The sequence below is a fragment of the Alistipes onderdonkii genome, from assembly GCF_025145285.1.
GTDB lineage: Bacteria > Bacteroidota > Bacteroidia > Bacteroidales > Rikenellaceae > Alistipes > Alistipes onderdonkii.
Window position 1 is genome coordinate 1,392,276 of record NZ_CP102251.1, and the last position, 17,096, is coordinate 1,409,371.

The 17,096-nt window shown below is 60.7% G+C and carries 10 protein-coding genes and 1 pseudogene; 6 read left to right on the forward strand and 5 right to left on the reverse strand.

The features are described from left to right. Positions 1-19: 19 nt before the first annotated feature. A complete protein-coding gene (locus NQ559_RS05890) occupies positions 20-1,060 on the reverse strand; it encodes a glycoside hydrolase family 130 protein (protein WP_018695752.1) in 1,041 nt (346 codons plus the stop codon). An 801-nt stretch (positions 1,061-1,861) separates the two neighbouring features. Between NQ559_RS05890 and NQ559_RS05895 the strand changes: the two genes are divergently transcribed. Both NQ559_RS05895 and NQ559_RS05900 read left to right on the forward strand, forming a co-directional pair. Next, positions 1,862-4,039, forward strand: a complete 2,178-nt coding sequence (locus NQ559_RS05895) for an alpha-galactosidase (protein ID WP_032134754.1) — start codon at positions 1,862-1,864, stop codon at positions 4,037-4,039. Between the two features lie 56 nt (positions 4,040-4,095). Beyond that, positions 4,096-5,912: pseudogene (locus tag NQ559_RS05900) on the forward strand (beta-N-acetylhexosaminidase). A 162-nt stretch (positions 5,913-6,074) separates the two neighbouring features. On the opposite strand, the gene NQ559_RS05905 reads toward NQ559_RS05900, so the two are convergent. After that, positions 6,075-6,860, reverse strand: coding sequence for a hypothetical protein (locus NQ559_RS05905; RefSeq protein ID WP_018695748.1), 786 nt, complete (start codon positions 6,858-6,860; stop codon positions 6,075-6,077). A 302-nt stretch (positions 6,861-7,162) separates the two neighbouring features. On the opposite strand from NQ559_RS05905, the gene NQ559_RS05910 reads away from it, so the two are divergent. From NQ559_RS05910 to NQ559_RS05920, 3 genes are all read left to right on the forward strand, one after another. Beyond that, on the forward strand, positions 7,163-7,549 hold the full coding sequence (locus NQ559_RS05910) for a hypothetical protein (protein ID WP_026318335.1): 387 nt from the start codon (positions 7,163-7,165) through the stop codon (positions 7,547-7,549). Positions 7,550-7,646: 97 nt separating this feature from the next. Further along, on the forward strand, positions 7,647-8,474 hold the full coding sequence (locus NQ559_RS05915; protein ID WP_018695746.1) for a hypothetical protein: 828 nt from the start codon (positions 7,647-7,649) through the stop codon (positions 8,472-8,474). Between the two features lie 245 nt (positions 8,475-8,719). Next, on the forward strand, positions 8,720-9,187 hold the full coding sequence (locus NQ559_RS05920; protein ID WP_026318334.1) for a nucleoside deaminase: 468 nt from the start codon (positions 8,720-8,722) through the stop codon (positions 9,185-9,187). 72 nt (positions 9,188-9,259) lie between these two features. On the opposite strand, the gene NQ559_RS05925 is transcribed toward NQ559_RS05920, so the two are convergent. From NQ559_RS05925 to NQ559_RS05935, 3 genes are all read right to left on the reverse strand, one after another. Then, positions 9,260-10,993, reverse strand: a complete 1,734-nt coding sequence (locus NQ559_RS05925; RefSeq protein ID WP_026318333.1) for a helix-turn-helix transcriptional regulator — start codon at positions 10,991-10,993, stop codon at positions 9,260-9,262. Positions 10,994-11,150: 157 nt separating this feature from the next. Next, on the reverse strand, positions 11,151-12,935 hold the full coding sequence (locus NQ559_RS05930) for a hypothetical protein (RefSeq protein ID WP_018695743.1): 1,785 nt from the start codon (positions 12,933-12,935) through the stop codon (positions 11,151-11,153). Between the two features lie 160 nt (positions 12,936-13,095). Next, positions 13,096-13,725 carry a porin family protein gene (locus NQ559_RS05935; RefSeq protein ID WP_026318332.1) on the reverse strand — a complete coding sequence of 210 codons (630 nt, stop codon included), beginning with the start codon at positions 13,723-13,725 and terminating at the stop codon, positions 13,096-13,098. Between the two features lie 423 nt (positions 13,726-14,148). Here NQ559_RS05935 and NQ559_RS05940 point away from each other — a divergent pair, with 423 nt between their 5' ends. Further along, positions 14,149-17,094: a glycosyl hydrolase 115 family protein gene (locus NQ559_RS05940; protein WP_018695740.1), complete on the forward strand. Its 2,946-nt coding sequence runs from the start codon at positions 14,149-14,151 to the stop codon at positions 17,092-17,094. Positions 17,095-17,096: the final 2 nt, after the last annotated feature.

A 17,096-nucleotide genomic window follows, 5' to 3' on the forward strand; every position in this document is an offset into this window, starting at 1 on the left:
GGTTTTATTAGGATTTCTATTATAAGTCTTTGCGCAGGTTTTCCAGGATTTCGCCTACGGAGAGGTCGGCCCGGCAGATCACCTTGTCCGAAGCCCCGTAGTACAGGGCGATGCGGTCGCCATCGACCAGGTGGCCGTTGGTGAAGATGACATTCCCGAAGAAGCCTTCCAGTTCGTAGGGTTCCTCAGGCTCCATGACGGGCGTGCGGCTGCGCGCCAGCACCTTCGACGGGTCGGCGGCGTCGAGCAGCATCGCACCCAGGCAATAACGGTGCGAAGCGTCTGCGCCGTGGTAGATCATCAGCCACCCTTCGCCTGTACGGATCGGGGCACACCCGGCACCTATGCGGGCGCTGTCCCACATCCCCTTGCGGGTACGGGCCACACACCTGTGGTTTCCCCAGTGGCGGAGGTCGGGGCTCTGGGCGATCCAGATATAATTCCCGCCGATCTCGGGGCTGCTCGGGCGGTGCAGCATATAATATAGGTCACCGACCTTCTCGTCGAAGAGCGTGCAGTCCTTATTGTGCGGCGGCAGCACCAGCCCGTAATCGGTGAAACGGCGCCAGTCCGACGTGCTGCGCATCCGCACCGCCACGCCATTGGCCGAGACGGCCGTATAAGTCAGGTAATACTGCGTGCCGATCTGCGTGACGCGGCAGTCTTCGATCCCGTACGCTTCGTAACGGTCGCTGCCCGTCAGCGGCGGATACCCCGCCTCCTCGCGGAAACGGATGCCGTCGGTGCTGCTCACAAGCCGCAGGTGGGACATCGTCGTGAGGAAATCCTCGCCCTTGTAATTGATGACCCTCGGATCCGAGAGGTCGAGTTCGGGGGAGGCGGCCGGGACACGCATCACCGTCACGCGGTTCTGCGCGTCGAGCACCGGGAAGCTGATCTCCCCTTCGGCCTGTGCAGGGCGTTCGGCGACCCTGACCAGCATCCAGACCTTCCCGTCGTAACGGAATACACCAGGATTCAGCAGGCATTCGATCTGCATCGAGGGTTGGCTCGGACACAAATCTTCGGGGCTCAGGATCGGGTTATGTGCGTAGCGCATGGTCAGTGGTTTTTTTGTAATTCAAAAGTAGATTATATTCCGCGCCGAATTGTATACAATACTACCAAAATGGTATAATCACAGGATACCCGCAAGAACCCGGGAATGTTCCATACGGACACATTAAATACTAATAATCAGCAACAAACAGTATGATTAAGGCACACCTCCCGCCCGAAAAATCCGTATACTCCCTTCCCCGGGCCGCTCCCGGCAGCCCCAAACCATCCCGCCCGCACATCCCCGTCCGACGGCCGGCCGCCATGCCCGTACCCGCCCCCGAAACCACCCCCGGGAACCATCCCCGCATCCGCCCGGAACCACTCCGGAAACATCCTCGAACTCACCCCCCCGGAACCACTCCCGAAATCACACACACTCCTGCGCCTGCTCCCGCACCCACCTCGAAAGCATCTCTGAAACCTCCGCCCACGGAACCTGCTCTCGGAAGCACCCACCCCGCCCGAAACCATCCTGCACCCACCCCCGGGAACCGGCCTTGAAACCATCCCTGCAACCACCAACTCTCGAAACCATTCCCGGAACCATCTCCGAAACCACCGCTCCCGGAACCGACCTTCAGACTCCCGGCCCTCCCCGGCCCCTCCGCAAACCGGGGCATTTCCCGCGTTCCAAGGCCATCCGCCCCGGGCAGGGGATACTCCCGGGCACGAATATCGACCGGGAGTGATAAAATAATGCCCGATAATGCTAAATTTTCTCATAATTATTCTTAATTTTACCACATATTTTTAGAATGATGACTATTAATCCAAAACTTATTTAATCTAAGGAACACCTATGAACAAACTCTTTGCAAGTGTGCTGCTATGCGCCGCGTTATTGGGTTCCGGGATTCTCCGGGCTGATAACATCGTTATTTCCAACAGGAAAAGCTCTATCCTGATCACGGCCCAAAAGGGTGAATCGCCCCGGATACAGTACTTCGGCCCCCGGCTGGCGAATCCCGGCGACGTATTCGACAGCGGGAGCGCCTTCAACGACCCGGTATACCCCCAGTTCGGCGTCCAGTGCTCGCGTGAAACAGCCATTCAGGCAACCCACAACGACGGCAACATGTCGCTCGAACTGGTCGTGGAGTCGGTCACCAGGGAGAACCGCGACGGCGGCCAGGTCACGGCGATCGCGACCCGAGACAAATTCTACCCGTTCTATGTCACCATCTACTACAAGACCTATCCCGACTGCGAGGTGATCGAGACCTGGACGGAGATCCGCCACCTGGAAAAGAAACCCGTCACGCTCTACCGTTTCGCGTCGGCCTTCCTGCCCGTGCGCCGCGGCGACAACTGGCTCTCGCACTTCCACGGCCCCTGGGGCGCCGAGGCATACCTCTACGAGGAGGCGCTGAGAGACGGCATGAGGGTCATCAAGGACAAGGACGGCGTACGCAATACGCAGAACAGCTGCCCGTCGTTCATGCTCACGCTCGACGGGCGCCCCGACGAACAGCACGGCATGGTCATCGGCGGCACGCTGGCATGGAGCGGCAACTACCGTATCGCCATCGACAACGACAATGCCCACACCACACGCATCTTCGCCGGCATCAACGAAGACCAGTCGCAATACATCCTCGAACCGAAAGAGGTCTTTACGACCCCCGTATTCGCCTTCACCTTCAGCGACGAGGGCAAGGGCGGCGTCAGCCGCAACTTCCACCGCTGGGCGCGGCTGCACCGGCTCAACCACGGCGGCGAGCAGCGCAGCATCCTGCTCAACAGCTGGGAAGGCGTCTCGATGAACGTCAACCAGGAGGTGATGGATCAGATGATGGCCGACTTCGCCGCCATGGGCGGGGAGATGTTCGTGATGGACGACGGCTGGTTCGGCGACAAATACCCGCGCAACAACGGCACATCGAGCCTCGGCGACTGGGTGGTCTGCAAGGAGAAACTCCCCGAGGGCATCGAGGGGCTGACGGCCTCGGCCAGGGAGAAAGGGCTCAAGTTCGGCATCTGGATCGAACCCGAGATGACCAACTCGAAGAGCGAGCTTTTCGAGAAGCACCCCGAATGGGTGATCCAGCAGCCCCACCGCGAGATGCACAAGGGTCGCGGAGGCACCCAGCTCGTGCTCGACCTGTCGAACCCCGAAGTGCAGGAATTCGTGTTCGGCGTCGTGGACAAGCTGATGACGGCGCACCCCGAAATCGCCTACATCAAGTGGGACGCCAACATGACGCTGTTCAACTACGGGTCGACCTACCTGCCCCGCGACAAACAGTCGCACCTCTACATCGCCTACCACCGCGGCCTGGAAAACATCCTCAAGCGCATCCACGCCAAATATCCCGGCCTGGTGATGCAGGCCTGCGCCAGCGGCGGCGGCCGTATCAACTACGGGCTGCTGCCTTACTACGACGAATTCTGGACGAGCGACAACACCGACGCCCTGCAACGCATCTTCATCCAGTGGGGCGTTTCGAACTTCTTCCCCGCCGTGGCGATGGCCTCGCACGTGAGCGTGGACACCAACTACCAGACCGGCCGCAAGACGCCCCTCAAGCTGCGTTTCGACGTGGCGATGAGCGGACGCATGGGCATGGAGCTCCAGCCCGCACACATGACCGACGAGGACAAGGCCTTCGCCCGACGCGCCATCGCCGACTACAAGCTGATCCGCCCCGTCGTGCAGCAGGGCGACCTCTACCGCTTGATCTCGCCCTTCGACAAGACCGGGTACGCATCGCTGATGTACGTCTCGCCCGAAAAAGACCACGCGGCCTATTTCGTCTACAAGCTGGAACAGTACCACAACATGCCCCGGCCGGCGTTCCGGATGGCCGGGCTCGACCCGCAGAAGAGATACCTCGTCAGGGAGCTCAGCCTCGACGGCAAGCCCATTCCCCAGGACGGCAAGACCTTCACCGGGGCGTTCCTGATGGAGACCGGCCTCGACTTCGAGGTGGGCGGCGAACATGCCAGCCACGTACTTGAACTCAAGGCGGCGGAGTAATCCCGCCAGCCCCCGGCCGGGCCGGCATCGGCCCGGCCGGACAAAATACTTGCGCCATGAAAAAACTATTCCCCCTGATCGCCGTGCTGGCCACGCTGTGCGCAACCGCGGCGCAGCGCCCCCTGCAACTCATCCCGCAGCCCGTCCGGGCCGAACTCCGCGAAGGGCACTTCGCCGCCCCGGGCTGTAAAGTCACCGCTGAAGGCTTCGCCTCCCGGCCCGAAGGGCTGATCCGGGTGGCCTCGGCACTGGCCGCCCCGCACGGAAAGCAGCCGGCCCGGAAAACGCGGAACACGCTCCTCCTGCAACTGGACGCCCGCGCGGGCATCCCCGCCGAAGGATACCGGCTCCGCGTCGCCGAACACGAGGCGGAACTCACGGCGGGCGACGAAAGCGGCATCTTCTACGGGCTCCAGACGCTCCTGCAAATGGCCGACGCCGACGGCAACATCCCCTGCGCCGAGATCGAGGACTACCCCCGCTACGGCTACCGGGGACTCCACCTGGACGTCTGCCGCCACTTTTTCCCCGTGGAGTTCGTGAAGGGCTACCTCGACCGCATGGCCGCCGCGAAGCTCAACCGCTTCCACTGGCACCTGACCGACGACCAGGGCTGGCGCATCGAGATCAAACACTACCGCGCCTGACCGAAGTCGGGGCGTGGCGTTCGAAATCCCAGATCGGCAGCTACGAAGAGAAGCCCGCCACCTTCGAATTCGGAAGATACGGCGGCTTTTACACGCAGGACGAGATCCGCGAGGTCGTCGCCTATGCCGCCGAGCGGCACATCACGGTCATCCCCGAAATCGAAATGCCCGGGCACTCGCTCGCAGCCCTCACGGCCTACCCCTGGCTGGGGTGCGTGAACAACCCCGAATCCTACGAAATAGCGGGTTGGATCTGCGGCCCCGGCAACGTCCTCTGCCCGGGCAAGGAGAGCACCTTCGAATTCCTCGAAAACGTGCTCGACGAGGTGCTCGCGCTCTTTCCCTCGAAACTGATCCACATCGGCGGCGACGAGTGCCAGCGCACCCGCTGGGAGGCCTGCCCCGACTGCCAGGCCCGTATCGCGGCCGAGGGGTTGCATGACGAGACGCAGCTGCAATCCTACCTCACCCACCGCATCGACAGCTACCTCGCATCGAAAGGCCGGCAGCTGATCGGCTGGGATGAGATCATGGAGGGCGGGCTGTCGCCCGGGGCGGTCGTCATGAGCTGGCGGGGCACGCAGGGCGGCATCGCGGCGGCCAGAGAGCACCACCATGTGGTGATGACCCCCGGCCAGTACCTCTATTTCGACAAACGGGGGACGGATTCGCCCGACGAGCCCGTAAGCCTGAACCTCTCCCTGCCGCTGGAGAAGATATACGGCTACGACCCGGCCGAGGGGCTCTCCGAAGAGGAACAGCAATACCTGCTGGGCATACAGGCCAACCTGTGGACGGAATTCGTGGCGACCGGGAAACGAGTCGAGTACCAATTGCTACCGCGCATCTATGCCCTCTCCGAGATCGCATGGTCGCCCGTGACGCGCAAATCGTGGGAAGAGTTCTCCCGGCAGCGCCTTCCGGCATACCTTGCGCGGCTCGACGCCGAAGGGGCAGCCTATCAGGTTCCGCAACCCCACGGCATCCGCGAAGAGACGCTCGAAGGGGGATGTTTCCGCTTCACGATCCGCCCGCCTTTCCCGGGCTGCCGGGTCTATTACACGCTCAACGGCGCCACGCCCTACGACTTCGACCGCGAAGTGCCGGGCGAATTGGAGGTCATCGTTCCCCGGGGGGAACAACGGGTGCTCAAATGCGTCGCCGTCACCCCCGCCGGACGCCGGAGCATGGTCGTCACCACCCGCATGGGAAACCCCGGAGAGTAACCCGGCGGATCGAAGGCCAATGCGCACGCTTCCCGCCCGCGTTTCCCGCCCCGCCGGAAAAACGCGCATTCGGGACACCTCCCCGACGGAGGGAATAACAATAAAAACGGGGAGGGGTGCCCGCTAACCGCAGGCCCCCCCTCCCCGTTTTATAACCGGACTTCACTCCGACGCCCCGCCCCGAACGGCGGCGTCGCAGTCCCTGCTCATGACATCCGCACTGTAATCGAGCGACACGACGCAATCCTCAAGCTCCTCGCGCGTAATGTCCATATCCTGTATGTTACGGTCGTTCATCGCCCTGAGTTGCCGAACCCCCTGCATCAGGATTTCGACATCGAGCGGGTACAGTGCGAAATATTGCCGGACGGAGGGCAGGCTCGTCAGCTCCCGGACGGCTGCCAGAAAATCTTTGCGGTCGCCGAAAAACTTTTCGGTAAAGAAGGCCTCGGCCGCCTCTTTTTGCCGCCGCTGCAACTGGACGGAGGTGTCGTTCAGCATGTTCCGGAGTGCGAAACAATGCCCGATACGCTGTTGTAAGGCATAGTTGTCCAGCGTCCTCCAGATATCGCTGCTGTGGGCGAATACCCCTTCCGCCGCAGGGTTCACGATATAGAACTTATCGGCGAAAAAACTATTGAGGTATAAGCCCAGAGTATCTGCCGGCACCTCGTCGAGCCGGTCGGGATAACGATCCAGCACAGCCCGGAAAACCGTATCGTACCGGAGGAAAGTTTCGCAGTCCGCCTCCAGCTTGCGGATCGAATATTCGATATCGCCGATGGTCATCAGCGCAGCCGTCCGCCCCATCGCCTTTTTGTCGCAATACTCCAGATACCCCGTCGTACCGAAGGTGACGACGATGCCCAGCAGCGCACCGAAGAAATTGGTCGACAAGTCTGCCCACCACTGCTTCGTGAAGAAAAAACGGGTCTTTTTCGGTTTCATGGTGATTTTTGTCAGGATCGCACCCCGTCGGGACATCCCGTTCGGGATGTCAAAACTAACGGAAAAACACCCGATTTCCGCCGGGCGGGCGGAAAAACGACTCCCAATTTGTCATCTTGTTGTGTCATGTTGTCCCCGGCAGCAGGGCCGGCACGCATACAACACTGTCAATCAAAATATTATGACAAAGTCACACAATAATGCGACAAATTGGGACAGCGGCTTCCTTGGAAAAGATTGTTTCCCGCCATATATTTGTAAATAAATCTTTCACAATTCACAATCTTTTAAAGAACAAGAAAATGAAATTCAAATCTTTTATTGCCATGCTCGTTACGGGCCTTCTTTGCATCACTTTGTTCTCCGCCTGCAGCGACGACGACGATGACAAGGACAAGACCTATGCCTATGAAATGGTCTTGGAACTGACCGATGCCGGCGACCTGTCGCAAGACAATATCCAAGTGCTCAACACCACCTTCGCCGCAATGGAATCCCAGGTCGGCACCCAGTATGCGACACCGGCCGCGGTGAAGCGGATTTTCAACGAGAATGTTTCTCAGATCAAAAATTCTGTCGGAACAGTAGTGGCGGGGATGTCGCACACCAAGACCGTAAAAGTGAAATTCGGATTCTTCAACACGGGCACCCAGAAACTCGAAGTGTCGCAGGTATTCGAATTCAATTAATCCCCCGTCCGAACATATCATGCAGCCAGGAAAGGCAGCGGGACAGGGATTCCGCTGCCTTTTTCGATCGAAACAGTCACAAAACACTACATCAGGCATGAAATCCATACTGTCATTTTTCGCCCTTTTCGCGGGCATCTTCGCCGCCTCGGCACAGGTCGACACGATCTATACCCACGAAGGGGTCATCCCGTGCAACATTACCGAGATCACCGAGACGGCCGCCAAGTACCAGTACCCCGGCGAGTCGCACAGCAACAGCCTCTCGCTGAACGCCGTGAGCAAAATCGTATTCCGCAGCGGCCGTGTGCAGGAATTCGCCGCCCGCACCTCGTTCCGCCGCCTCTCCTCTCCGATGGAGTGGGAACAGGTCTCCATCGCGAGCGTCGAGTCGGAAGTGCAGGGGCTTTATAAAATCGACGACGTGAGTTCCAAGGCAAAGGGCACGACCGAATTCTCGAACCAGGAGCGCGTGAAGCGCCGCGCCCTGGACAAGATGAAGATGCAGGCCGCGATCCTGGGCGGCAACGTCGTCTACATGGTACAGATGCGCAGCGACGGCACGAAATACAACTGGCTGACCGGCGCCGGATCGACCGCCGAAACCTCCCTCTTCGGGGTGGCCTATTCGAGCCAGATGCCGCGGCTGGCCGACGTCCGGAAACTCGTGGACGGGCACACCGCGTTCGACGTGGTCGAGGAGGTGACGATGGTCAACACCGATTCGCGTTACAGCCAGGACAAGATGTCCGAGGCGCTCACCATCGACCGCGTTTACGACGACAGCGGGCTAGTGATGCTCGAAGGCAGCATAAAGGGAATCAAGGAGCACACGTTCCGCGTCACGTTCTGCAACGAATCGGATTTCTACATCGCCTGCAAGACCCGCCGCGGCGTATTTTCCTATAAGGTGAGCGTCCGCTAAGCGGGCAGCCCCCGCAGAGGAGCCGTCCCGTCCGTGCGCCGGGCAAACGTCCCGCCCGGACAGACAGGCCCCGGCGCGCGCTCCGGCACATGGGCAGCATAAACGGCAAACATACTCAATACGAATCGGAGATGAAAAAAACAATCGCAATCCTGGGATCGGCGTTGCTCCTCGCCGCATTCCCCGCGCAGGCGCAGCAGCCGCAAAGCGGATCGGCCGCGCAGGATACGGAGCAGGCGGCTCCCCTGAGCAGAGAGGAGCTGATGAGGATAGCCATCCGGCTTTCCGAAGAGAACGTAGCGGCCGGCGGAGGCCCCTTCGGCGCAGTCATCGCCCGGGACGGCAGGGTCGTCGCCACCGGTGCCAACCGGGTCACGCCCGACTGCGACCCCACGGCACACGCCGAGGTGAGCGCCATCCGCGCCGCAGCAAAGAAACTGGGCACGTTCGACCTGAGCGGCTGCGAAATCTACACCTCTTGCGAACCGTGCCCGATGTGCCTCGGGGCGATCTATTGGGCGCGGCTGGATCGGATGTACTACGGCAACGACAAGCACGATGCCGCCAGGATCGGATTCGACGATGCGTTCATCTACCGGGAACTCTCGCTCAAACCCGCCGACCGGAAACTGAAATCGGCCGTCCTGCTGCCCGAAGAGGCGATCGCAGCCTTCGAAACCTGGGAAGCCAAGTCCGACAAGGTCGAATACTGACCCGGCAACCGGCCATGAAAGGGCTCCGGCGGAGGATTCCGCCGGAGCCCTTTCATGGATATGCTTCGGCGATCAGCCGCACTGCGCCTTGCGGAACTCCGAAGGCGTCATGCCGTACCGGTTCTTGAACAGGCGGTGAAACGACGAGAGGTTGGGAATCCCCGCCTCCTGTGCGATGGCATTGACCGTGTATTCGGGATAGCGGATCAGCAGGCGTGCGGCATACTCCATCCTCAGCCCGTTGAGATAACCCGCCAGGTTGGTGCCCGCACCGGCCTGGATAACCTGTGCGATCTGGTTTTTCGAAATGTTTATCAGCCGCATCAGGTCTTCGCGCGACAGTCCGGGATTCAGGAAAAGCCGTTGCTCGTTGATCTTCCGGTCGAGCTGTTCGAAAAGCCTCATCGCCTTCCGGTCGTCCCCGTCCGAACCGTCGACCGCACCGGAATCCCCCGTCACAGGGGCGGGAACGCAGCCAGTCCCCTCTTCCGTCTGCCCTCCGACATGCAGCAGGCGTTCCTTATAGGCGAGCAGTCCCGCCACGGTATCCACCATCGCCATGTTCTTGCGGCGGATCGTATACATGTAATAGCGGTTGCGCCACAACAGCACCGCCAACAGGAGCACGATGGCCAGCGCCGATACGAGCAGGATGCTGTGGATGCGGAGCCGCGCGGCCGTGGCCTGCAACTGCTGCTCCTTTTCATGCACGTCGTTGGCAATGGCCAGATCCATCGCAGCACTCAGCTGCTCGCGGCGCTTGAGGCTGTCGGTCAACACGGCCAGCCCTTCGAAATAGGCCGCAGCACGTTTGAAATCGCCGCGCGCCTCATATGCCCGCCCCAATGTCCGCTTTACGGACATCATGTGGTAATTGATCGTGTCCCCGTGCTCGATCAGGAAGCGCTCGCGCGGCTCGCAGAGCCGGATGGCCTCGTCGTAACGCCGCTGCCCCATCAGGTAGGGAATGACCAGGTAGTCGTCCTTGGTGTAGGCACCGCCGATGCGCACCCACTCCTGATAGGCCCGTTCCGCTTCATCGTAACGCTTCAGCTGGCCGTACAGCACGGCACGCTGTGCCATCAGGGTCTTATGCTCCTTCTCGTACAGGCCGCCAATCGAGGGTACCCCCTCCGAAGAGCTCCCGATGACCCGTTCGAGGTCGTCCAACACCCCCACGGCCTCTTCCAAACGGCCGTCGCGCTGCAACAGGATCAGCAGCGTATTGTAATCGTAACGCAGGTTGTCGTACTTGTATTTGTAATCCGCCCCTTCCATCAGGGCGATAGCATCCCGGATCAGCCCGTAGCCCCGCTCCTTATCCTCCTGATAACAGAGCATTTTGCCCATGTTGAACAGTGCGACCGACTCCATCGCCGTATCGTTGCAGGCGCGGGCCTTTCGGAGCAGCAGCTCGGTACACTCCGCCTGCCGCTCCTCGTCGTGGAGGCAATCGTAGGAGGAGATCATCCGGTGCAGGACGTCCATGTATTCCGCATCGCTTTTCCGCACCACATCGCTTTCGAACGCACGCCTGTAATAACGGAGCCCCTGGTGGTGGCGCCCCGTATTGAAATAGAGGTCGCCTTCGGCAATATCCAGCCGGTAGGGTTCGAGTATTTTCCGCTCGCGCATCCGTTCGATAATGCGCCGGGCCTTGCCGAAATCCGTAAAAGTATATTCGTAGAGATAATCTTCGGTGAGCAGGCTGTCCGGCAGCTCCTCCTCCGCAGCCGCACGGGAACCCGACGCAAAGAGCAGGAGGCCGGCAAACAGGAACAGCCTTCTGAACGGCAAACAGACCATAGACGCGATAAAATAATAAGAATACAAGTACAAATATATGAAAAATTCAGGGATATTCCCCTCGTGGCTCCGCCACAAAAATCCGCCCGGTGCAAAAACAAAATTGCCCGGCAGGCAAGTGCCGGGCAATCTTTCCGGGAAGATCCGCACCGCAGACCTAAAAGGATCCTATGGCAAAATCGAACCCGGCATCCACGGAGGTCGTCTCCGCAAGCCGGATCTCGACCGTGCCGGGCGTATGGTAGGGGTCGAGCAGATCCGCCGAAGCGCCGAGCTTCACCTGCACCCTGTACCTGCCTGTCGGCAGTTCGATCGTCGCAGCCTTGCCTCGGAAGCTGCCCGGAATGGTATAATCGGGCGCCTTCGAGGTGCTGGAGCTCTCCTTCCATATCCTAATATCGGTCATATATTCCCGCCCCGTCTTCGTGTTGGCGAGTTCGAGCACGCCCTTCGGGATGCGGTTGGGCTTCAAAAGCGTCACCCGGAACGTCCGGTCGCCCTCGGGCACCGCATCGTCCCACGACGAAGTGGAGAAATCTGCCGCCGACGAATACCAGTGGTAGGATTCGTAGGTCGGCTTCACCCACACGCTCATGGCAAACTCCTTCGTATCGTTGTCCGCGGTCGAAGGCACGTACCATATCCACGACTGATGGATCGTAAAGTCGCTCGATGCGATCGACGGCACGGAGGTGTATTTCTTCCCGCTCGAGGTATGAGGCCTGTTGTTGACGTCGAACACGTAACCGACCTTCCCGCCGGGGCTGTTCTTGTTGATCGTAAGGTCGGAAACCGTCCGCGTTTCGGAGTTGTTCCAGCCGATGCTGCCGCTCAGCGTCCCGGAAACCTGCGGGTCTTTGCCCAGCATACCGCCGGAGATAGAGCCTCCGATACTCCACTGGAAGCCGCTCGAATAACTCGTGGATCCGATCGTGGTCTCGGGCACAGGAGTTCCCTGGCTGGGGAATTTAACCCCCGGAAGCACAGTGCCGTCGGTTGCGCAGAGGGAGTTGCTCACCTCAAACTTCTTCAGGTAGAAACCGCAAAGGTGCGACTTCACACCGCCGTGTTTTTTCGTCCACGAGCCGTTGTACATCTGGTCGTTGTGCACGGTGAATGTCCCCTCAACGATATAGTAGTCGCCCGCCGAGCTGCCGTTGGCCTGGAACGAGTAGAGCGGATAGACCGAATAGGCGACGTCGATCGTGCCCGAACGGGTCAGTTTGTCGGCCTTCGACGCCACGACATGCGCGAGCGTCTTGTCATTGAGGCACATCTGGTAGGTATGGTTGACGGTCTGGGGTGCGAACAACTTTTTGATGTCGTAATCCGCCCGGGTCGCCCCGCCCAAAAGAGAGGCGGAACTCTCCTCTGCGGCTGCGGCGTATTTATTGACCCAGCTGACGAACGTGTCGAGGAAGATGTTGCAACTCCCCTCGTCATCGTCATGGACGAAGTCATCGAGGAAATAATAATTCGCATTCTTATTGAACGCATACAGCAGGTGGTGATCCTCCCCGTTGTCGAGCCCCCCGTCCCCGGCATAACGGACTCCGTTCTCATCGCACCAGTCGCTGAGCTGCACATCGTCGGGATTCACGACGACGACCACTCCCCCGGCCCCGTAGACGCCGAGCAGTTTGTCCGTATTCGCGGCCACCTGATCCTGGGCGATCACCACCACCTTCAGGTCATCGGAAATCTCGCTTCCGGCATTCGTAAATCGCACGTTCAGCGCCGTCTGGAGGTAATCGGGCATCCGGCCGACGATCGCCGCCGGCAGTTCGACCTTTTCGTCCGAGGCCGTGACAGGGTCTGCGAGGCCCTCGCCTTCCTCGATATAAATTCTGTCGTCGTCATGGTCGGTGTCTTTCTCACACGACGAAAATGCGACTGCCGCTGCGGCAATCAGCGCCGCTGCAAATAAAATTTTCCGTTTCATCTTCCGGTTTCAATAAATTACAGTCCCTCGGGACGGGTTTCCGCGAAGCACGGCGGCAGGGGGCGGAGTGGAATGCCCCGGCCACCGCAAGGAGCGGGCGGACGGCTAAAAAACGTCCGGATTATATAAATGTATTCGAAAGGAGCGATGCCGCCGGCGTTCAGAATTTCCAGCCTACGGTCAGCGTAGCCACCCGGTTCGTCAGCTTATAGTCCCCGTCCTTGAGCAGGTCGGTACAGCCGATATGGTAGCGCAGATCCAGCACGAGGCCCATCTTGAATGTATAGGAGATACCCACGGGAATTGAGAAATCGACGGAATTGAGTTCATCCTTCAGGTCTGCCGTCTCCTTATAAGACCCGCCGTCGAGCGTTGCGGATATTTTGTTCTTCGCGCTTACCAGGAACGACGGCTGAATGCCGGCCTTGAGCGCAAGGCCCTTCGTCACATAGAAGTTGGCCAACACGGGCACGTCGATATAGTTCAGCTTGAAATTGTTCTTGGTCGTCTGGTCTAACTCCGAGGTCTTGATGCTGAACTCGTTCTCGGCGCCTTTCTGCGCGAACAGCACGTCGGCCGAAACGGCCAGCCATTTCACGGCGCGGTACTCGGCAAAAGCACCGACCACCAGTCCGGTTCTCACTCCGGATATCTCATCGTTCTTTTCGTCATCGTCGGCATGAAGGTCTGCGACGGTAAAACCGACCCTGGGCCCGAACGTAAACTTTTTCTGCGCCGACACCGGCACGGCAACGAGGATGACGAGCAAAAGAAGGAGTACTTTTTTCATACTTCGATTTGGATTAATGGGTTAATAGAATTTATAATGAAAAATAGACGTCCCGCAAAAACCGGAGTTTCAAAAAGGTTGGAACAAAGATAGTCAGGGCATCCCCTCCCGGCAAAACCATACCGCGGGAAATGTATCCCAGATTGTCGCCTTGTTGTATGAATTTATCCGGATCACGGCATGGGCGACCGGGCGGGGCGGGACGAACCGGAAGGAAGGGGCAGGGCCGGAAGGAAGCGGTATCCCGGGTGCCCAGACACCCGCAAAAGAGGGCCGGCACCCGCCCGCGGCCCGAAGCCAGCACCCCGTGCAGCTGCCGATGCTGCCAAAAAAGTACATAATCCTGCCACGCGCCCTGTTTTCCGGCGCAAAATTTCGGGCATTGCGGCGAAATTCCTACCTTAGCAATGCAAACCGACACCCATGAAACACTATATCCTTATGCTGTCGGCCCTCGTGGCCGTATCCGCAGGCCGCGCACAGGTGGCCGTACACGAAAAAAGCCCGAAAACCAAATACGCCTTCACCCTCGCTTCGCCCCGCCAGACGGCCGCGATCCTCTACGACGCATCCGACGCCGCGGTGGTGAAACGCGCGGCGGAGCTCTTCGCCGCCGACGTGGAGGCCGTAACGGGCCGATACCCGCGGGTGACCTCCGCGGCCGGGGAAACAGGCCCGGCGGTAATCGTCGGGACGGTCGGAGGCAGCGCCCTCATCCGCAGGCTGGCCGAAGCGGGGAAGATCGACACCGCCCCGCTCGAAGGCGCCTGGGAACGTTACCTGATCCAGACCGTCGCCAATCCCCTGCCGGGCATCCGCAAAGCCCTCGTCATCGCGGGCAGCGACCGCCGCGGCGCGGCCTACGGGCTCTTCACGCTCTCGGAGCTGATCGGCGTATCCCCCTGGTACTGGTGGGCCGACGTCCCGGTGAAAAAACATGCGGCGCTCCATGTCGACGCCCCGCCGACCTACTCCCAGACGCCGTCGGTGCGCTACCGCGGCATCTTCCTCAACGACGAAGACTGGGGTCTGACGCCCTGGGCCTCGCAGACCTTCGAGCCCGAGCGCGGCAACATCGGCCCCAGAACCTACGCCAAGGTCTGCGAACTGCTGCTGCGCCTCAAGGCCAACTACCTCGCCCCGGCCATGCACCCCGTTTCCACCTCATTCAACCAAATCCCCGAAAACAAGCTCGTAGCCGACACGTTCGCCATCGTGATGGGATCGACCCACTGCGAACCGCTGCTGCTGAACACCGCCAGCGAATGGGATACCAAGACGATGGGGCCCTGGAACTACGACAAGAACAAGGAGGGTATCAACCGCGTGCTCACGCAGCGCGTGCGCGAGAACAGCCCCTACGAGAACGTCTATACGCTGGCGCTGCGCGGCCTGCACGACGGCGCCATGTCGACCACGCTGCCCATGCACGAAAAGGTGCGGATGCTCCAGCAGGCGCTGCTCGACCAGCGGCGAATCCTCGCCGAGAACATCGACCGACCGGTCGAGACCGTCCCGCAGGCGTTCACACCCTACAAGGAGGTACTGGAGATCTATTCCAACGGGCTGGAACTGCCCGACGACATCACGATCGTCTGGCCGGACGACAACTACGGCTACATGAAACGTCTGAGCGGCGTGCGCGAGCAGCGGCGCACGGGGCGCTCCGGGGTCTACTACCATGTCTCCTACCTGGGCGTACCGCACAGCTACCTCTGGTTCAGCACGACGCCCCCGTCGCTGATGTACGAAGAGCTGCGCAAGGCCTATGACACCACGGCCGACCGGCTGTGGCTGGTGAACTGCGGCGACCTGAAAGGCTCGGAGATGCAGGTTTCGCTCTTCCTCGACATGGCCTGGGACATCGGCCGCTTCACGGCCGACAACGTCGTGACCTACCCGGCACGCTGGCTGGCCGGCATCTTCGGCGAAGCGTACTACGACCGCCTCGAGGCGATGACCCGCGAACACCTGCGGCTGGCCTTCCCCCGCAAACCCGAATACATGGGCTGGGGCTACCACTGGAACCGCTTCGACCACAACTGCGAGCAGCTTACCGACACCGATTTCTCGTTCACCAACTACGACGAGGCACAGCGGCGGCTGGAGGCCTACCGGCAGCTCGGCGCCCGGGCCGAAGCCCTGTTGCACGAGATCGGCGACGAAGCCCGCCCGGCTTTCTACCAGCTGGTCTACTACCCCCTGCGCGGCGCCGAACTGATGAACCGCATGACACTCGGCGGCCAGCGCAACCGCTGGTACGCACGCCAGGGCCGCGCGGCGACCAATGCCGTGCGCGACGAGGTGCAGCGCTGCTACGACAGCCTGCAGGTCATCACCCGGGGGTACAACTCGCTGCTCGGCGGCAAATGGAACCACATGATGTCCATGCGCCAGAACTACGACGGCGTGAGCGCCTATTTCAACCTGCCGCACCTGGCAACGCACGATGCCGCAGGCGCTCCCCGGCTGGCATTGCAGGTCGCAGGCGAGGACGTCACGGGCGCCCGGGCCTTCCACGCCCTGCCTGCGTTCGACAACTACCTGCGCCGCACCTACCCCGTCGAGATATACAACCGGGGCGGCGGCACGCTCGCCTGGACGGCGCATGCCTCCGAACCCTGGGTCGTCCTGAGCAAATCCGCCGGAAAAACCGCCGACGAAGAGCGCATCACGGTGGGCATCGACTGGGAGAAAGCCCCCTCGGGGAACGCGGTGCCGGCCCAGATCGTCTTCCGCGCGGGTGAACAGTCCGAGAAGGTGCTCGTATCGCTCTTCAACCCCACCGCCCCGTCGCGCGCCGAGCTCCGCGGCATCTACGTCGAGAACAACGGCTGCGTCTCGATCCCCGCCGCAGGCTGCCACCGCGTCCGTGAAAGCGACCGAATCAAAATAACAGCCGTCGAAGACCTCGGCATCGAAGGCCCCGCGCTGCAGCTGGGCGACCCGACCGCCCCGCTCCAGATCTTCCGCAGCCGCGACGTCCCGTGCGCCGAATACGACTTCTACGCCTTCGATGCCGGTTCGGTCGATGTCTACACCTACGTGCTGCCGACCTTCCCGCTCCACGCTGACCGCGATTTCCGCATCGGCGAAAACACGAACACCGACACCAAGTACAGCGTCCAGATCGACGACGGGGCATTGGCCACCCCCTCCTCGTCGCACGTCGAATACTCGCAGGTGTGGTTCGAAAGCGTGCTGCGCAACTGCGCCGTCAACAAATCGACGCTCCACATCGACAAGCCGGGACGCCACACGCTGCGCATCCGCGTCGGCGACCCGGGCATCGTCCTACAAAAGATCGTCCTCGACTTCGGGGGCATGAAACGCTCTTACCTCGGCCCGCAATCGACCCTAATCGAATAACT

Coding starts and splice junctions, on each gene's coding strand:
- NQ559_RS05935 (WP_026318332.1), bottom strand. CDS start 13,725: ATGAAAAAAGTACTCCTTCTTTTGCTCGTCATCCTCGTTGCCGTGCCG.
- NQ559_RS05925 (WP_026318333.1), bottom strand. CDS start 10,993: ATGGTCTGTTTGCCGTTCAGAAGGCTGTTCCTGTTTGCCGGCCTCCTG.
- NQ559_RS05895 (WP_032134754.1), top strand. CDS start 1,862: ATGAACAAACTCTTTGCAAGTGTGCTGCTATGCGCCGCGTTATTGGGT.
- NQ559_RS05910 (WP_026318335.1), top strand. CDS start 7,163: ATGAAATTCAAATCTTTTATTGCCATGCTCGTTACGGGCCTTCTTTGC.
- NQ559_RS05905 (WP_018695748.1), bottom strand. CDS start 6,860: ATGAAACCGAAAAAGACCCGTTTTTTCTTCACGAAGCAGTGGTGGGCA.
- NQ559_RS05890 (WP_018695752.1), bottom strand. CDS start 1,060: ATGCGCTACGCACATAACCCGATCCTGAGCCCCGAAGATTTGTGTCCG.
- NQ559_RS05940 (WP_018695740.1), top strand. CDS start 14,149: ATGAAACACTATATCCTTATGCTGTCGGCCCTCGTGGCCGTATCCGCA.
- NQ559_RS05915 (WP_018695746.1), top strand. CDS start 7,647: ATGAAATCCATACTGTCATTTTTCGCCCTTTTCGCGGGCATCTTCGCC.
- NQ559_RS05930 (WP_018695743.1), bottom strand. CDS start 12,935: ATGAAACGGAAAATTTTATTTGCAGCGGCGCTGATTGCCGCAGCGGCA.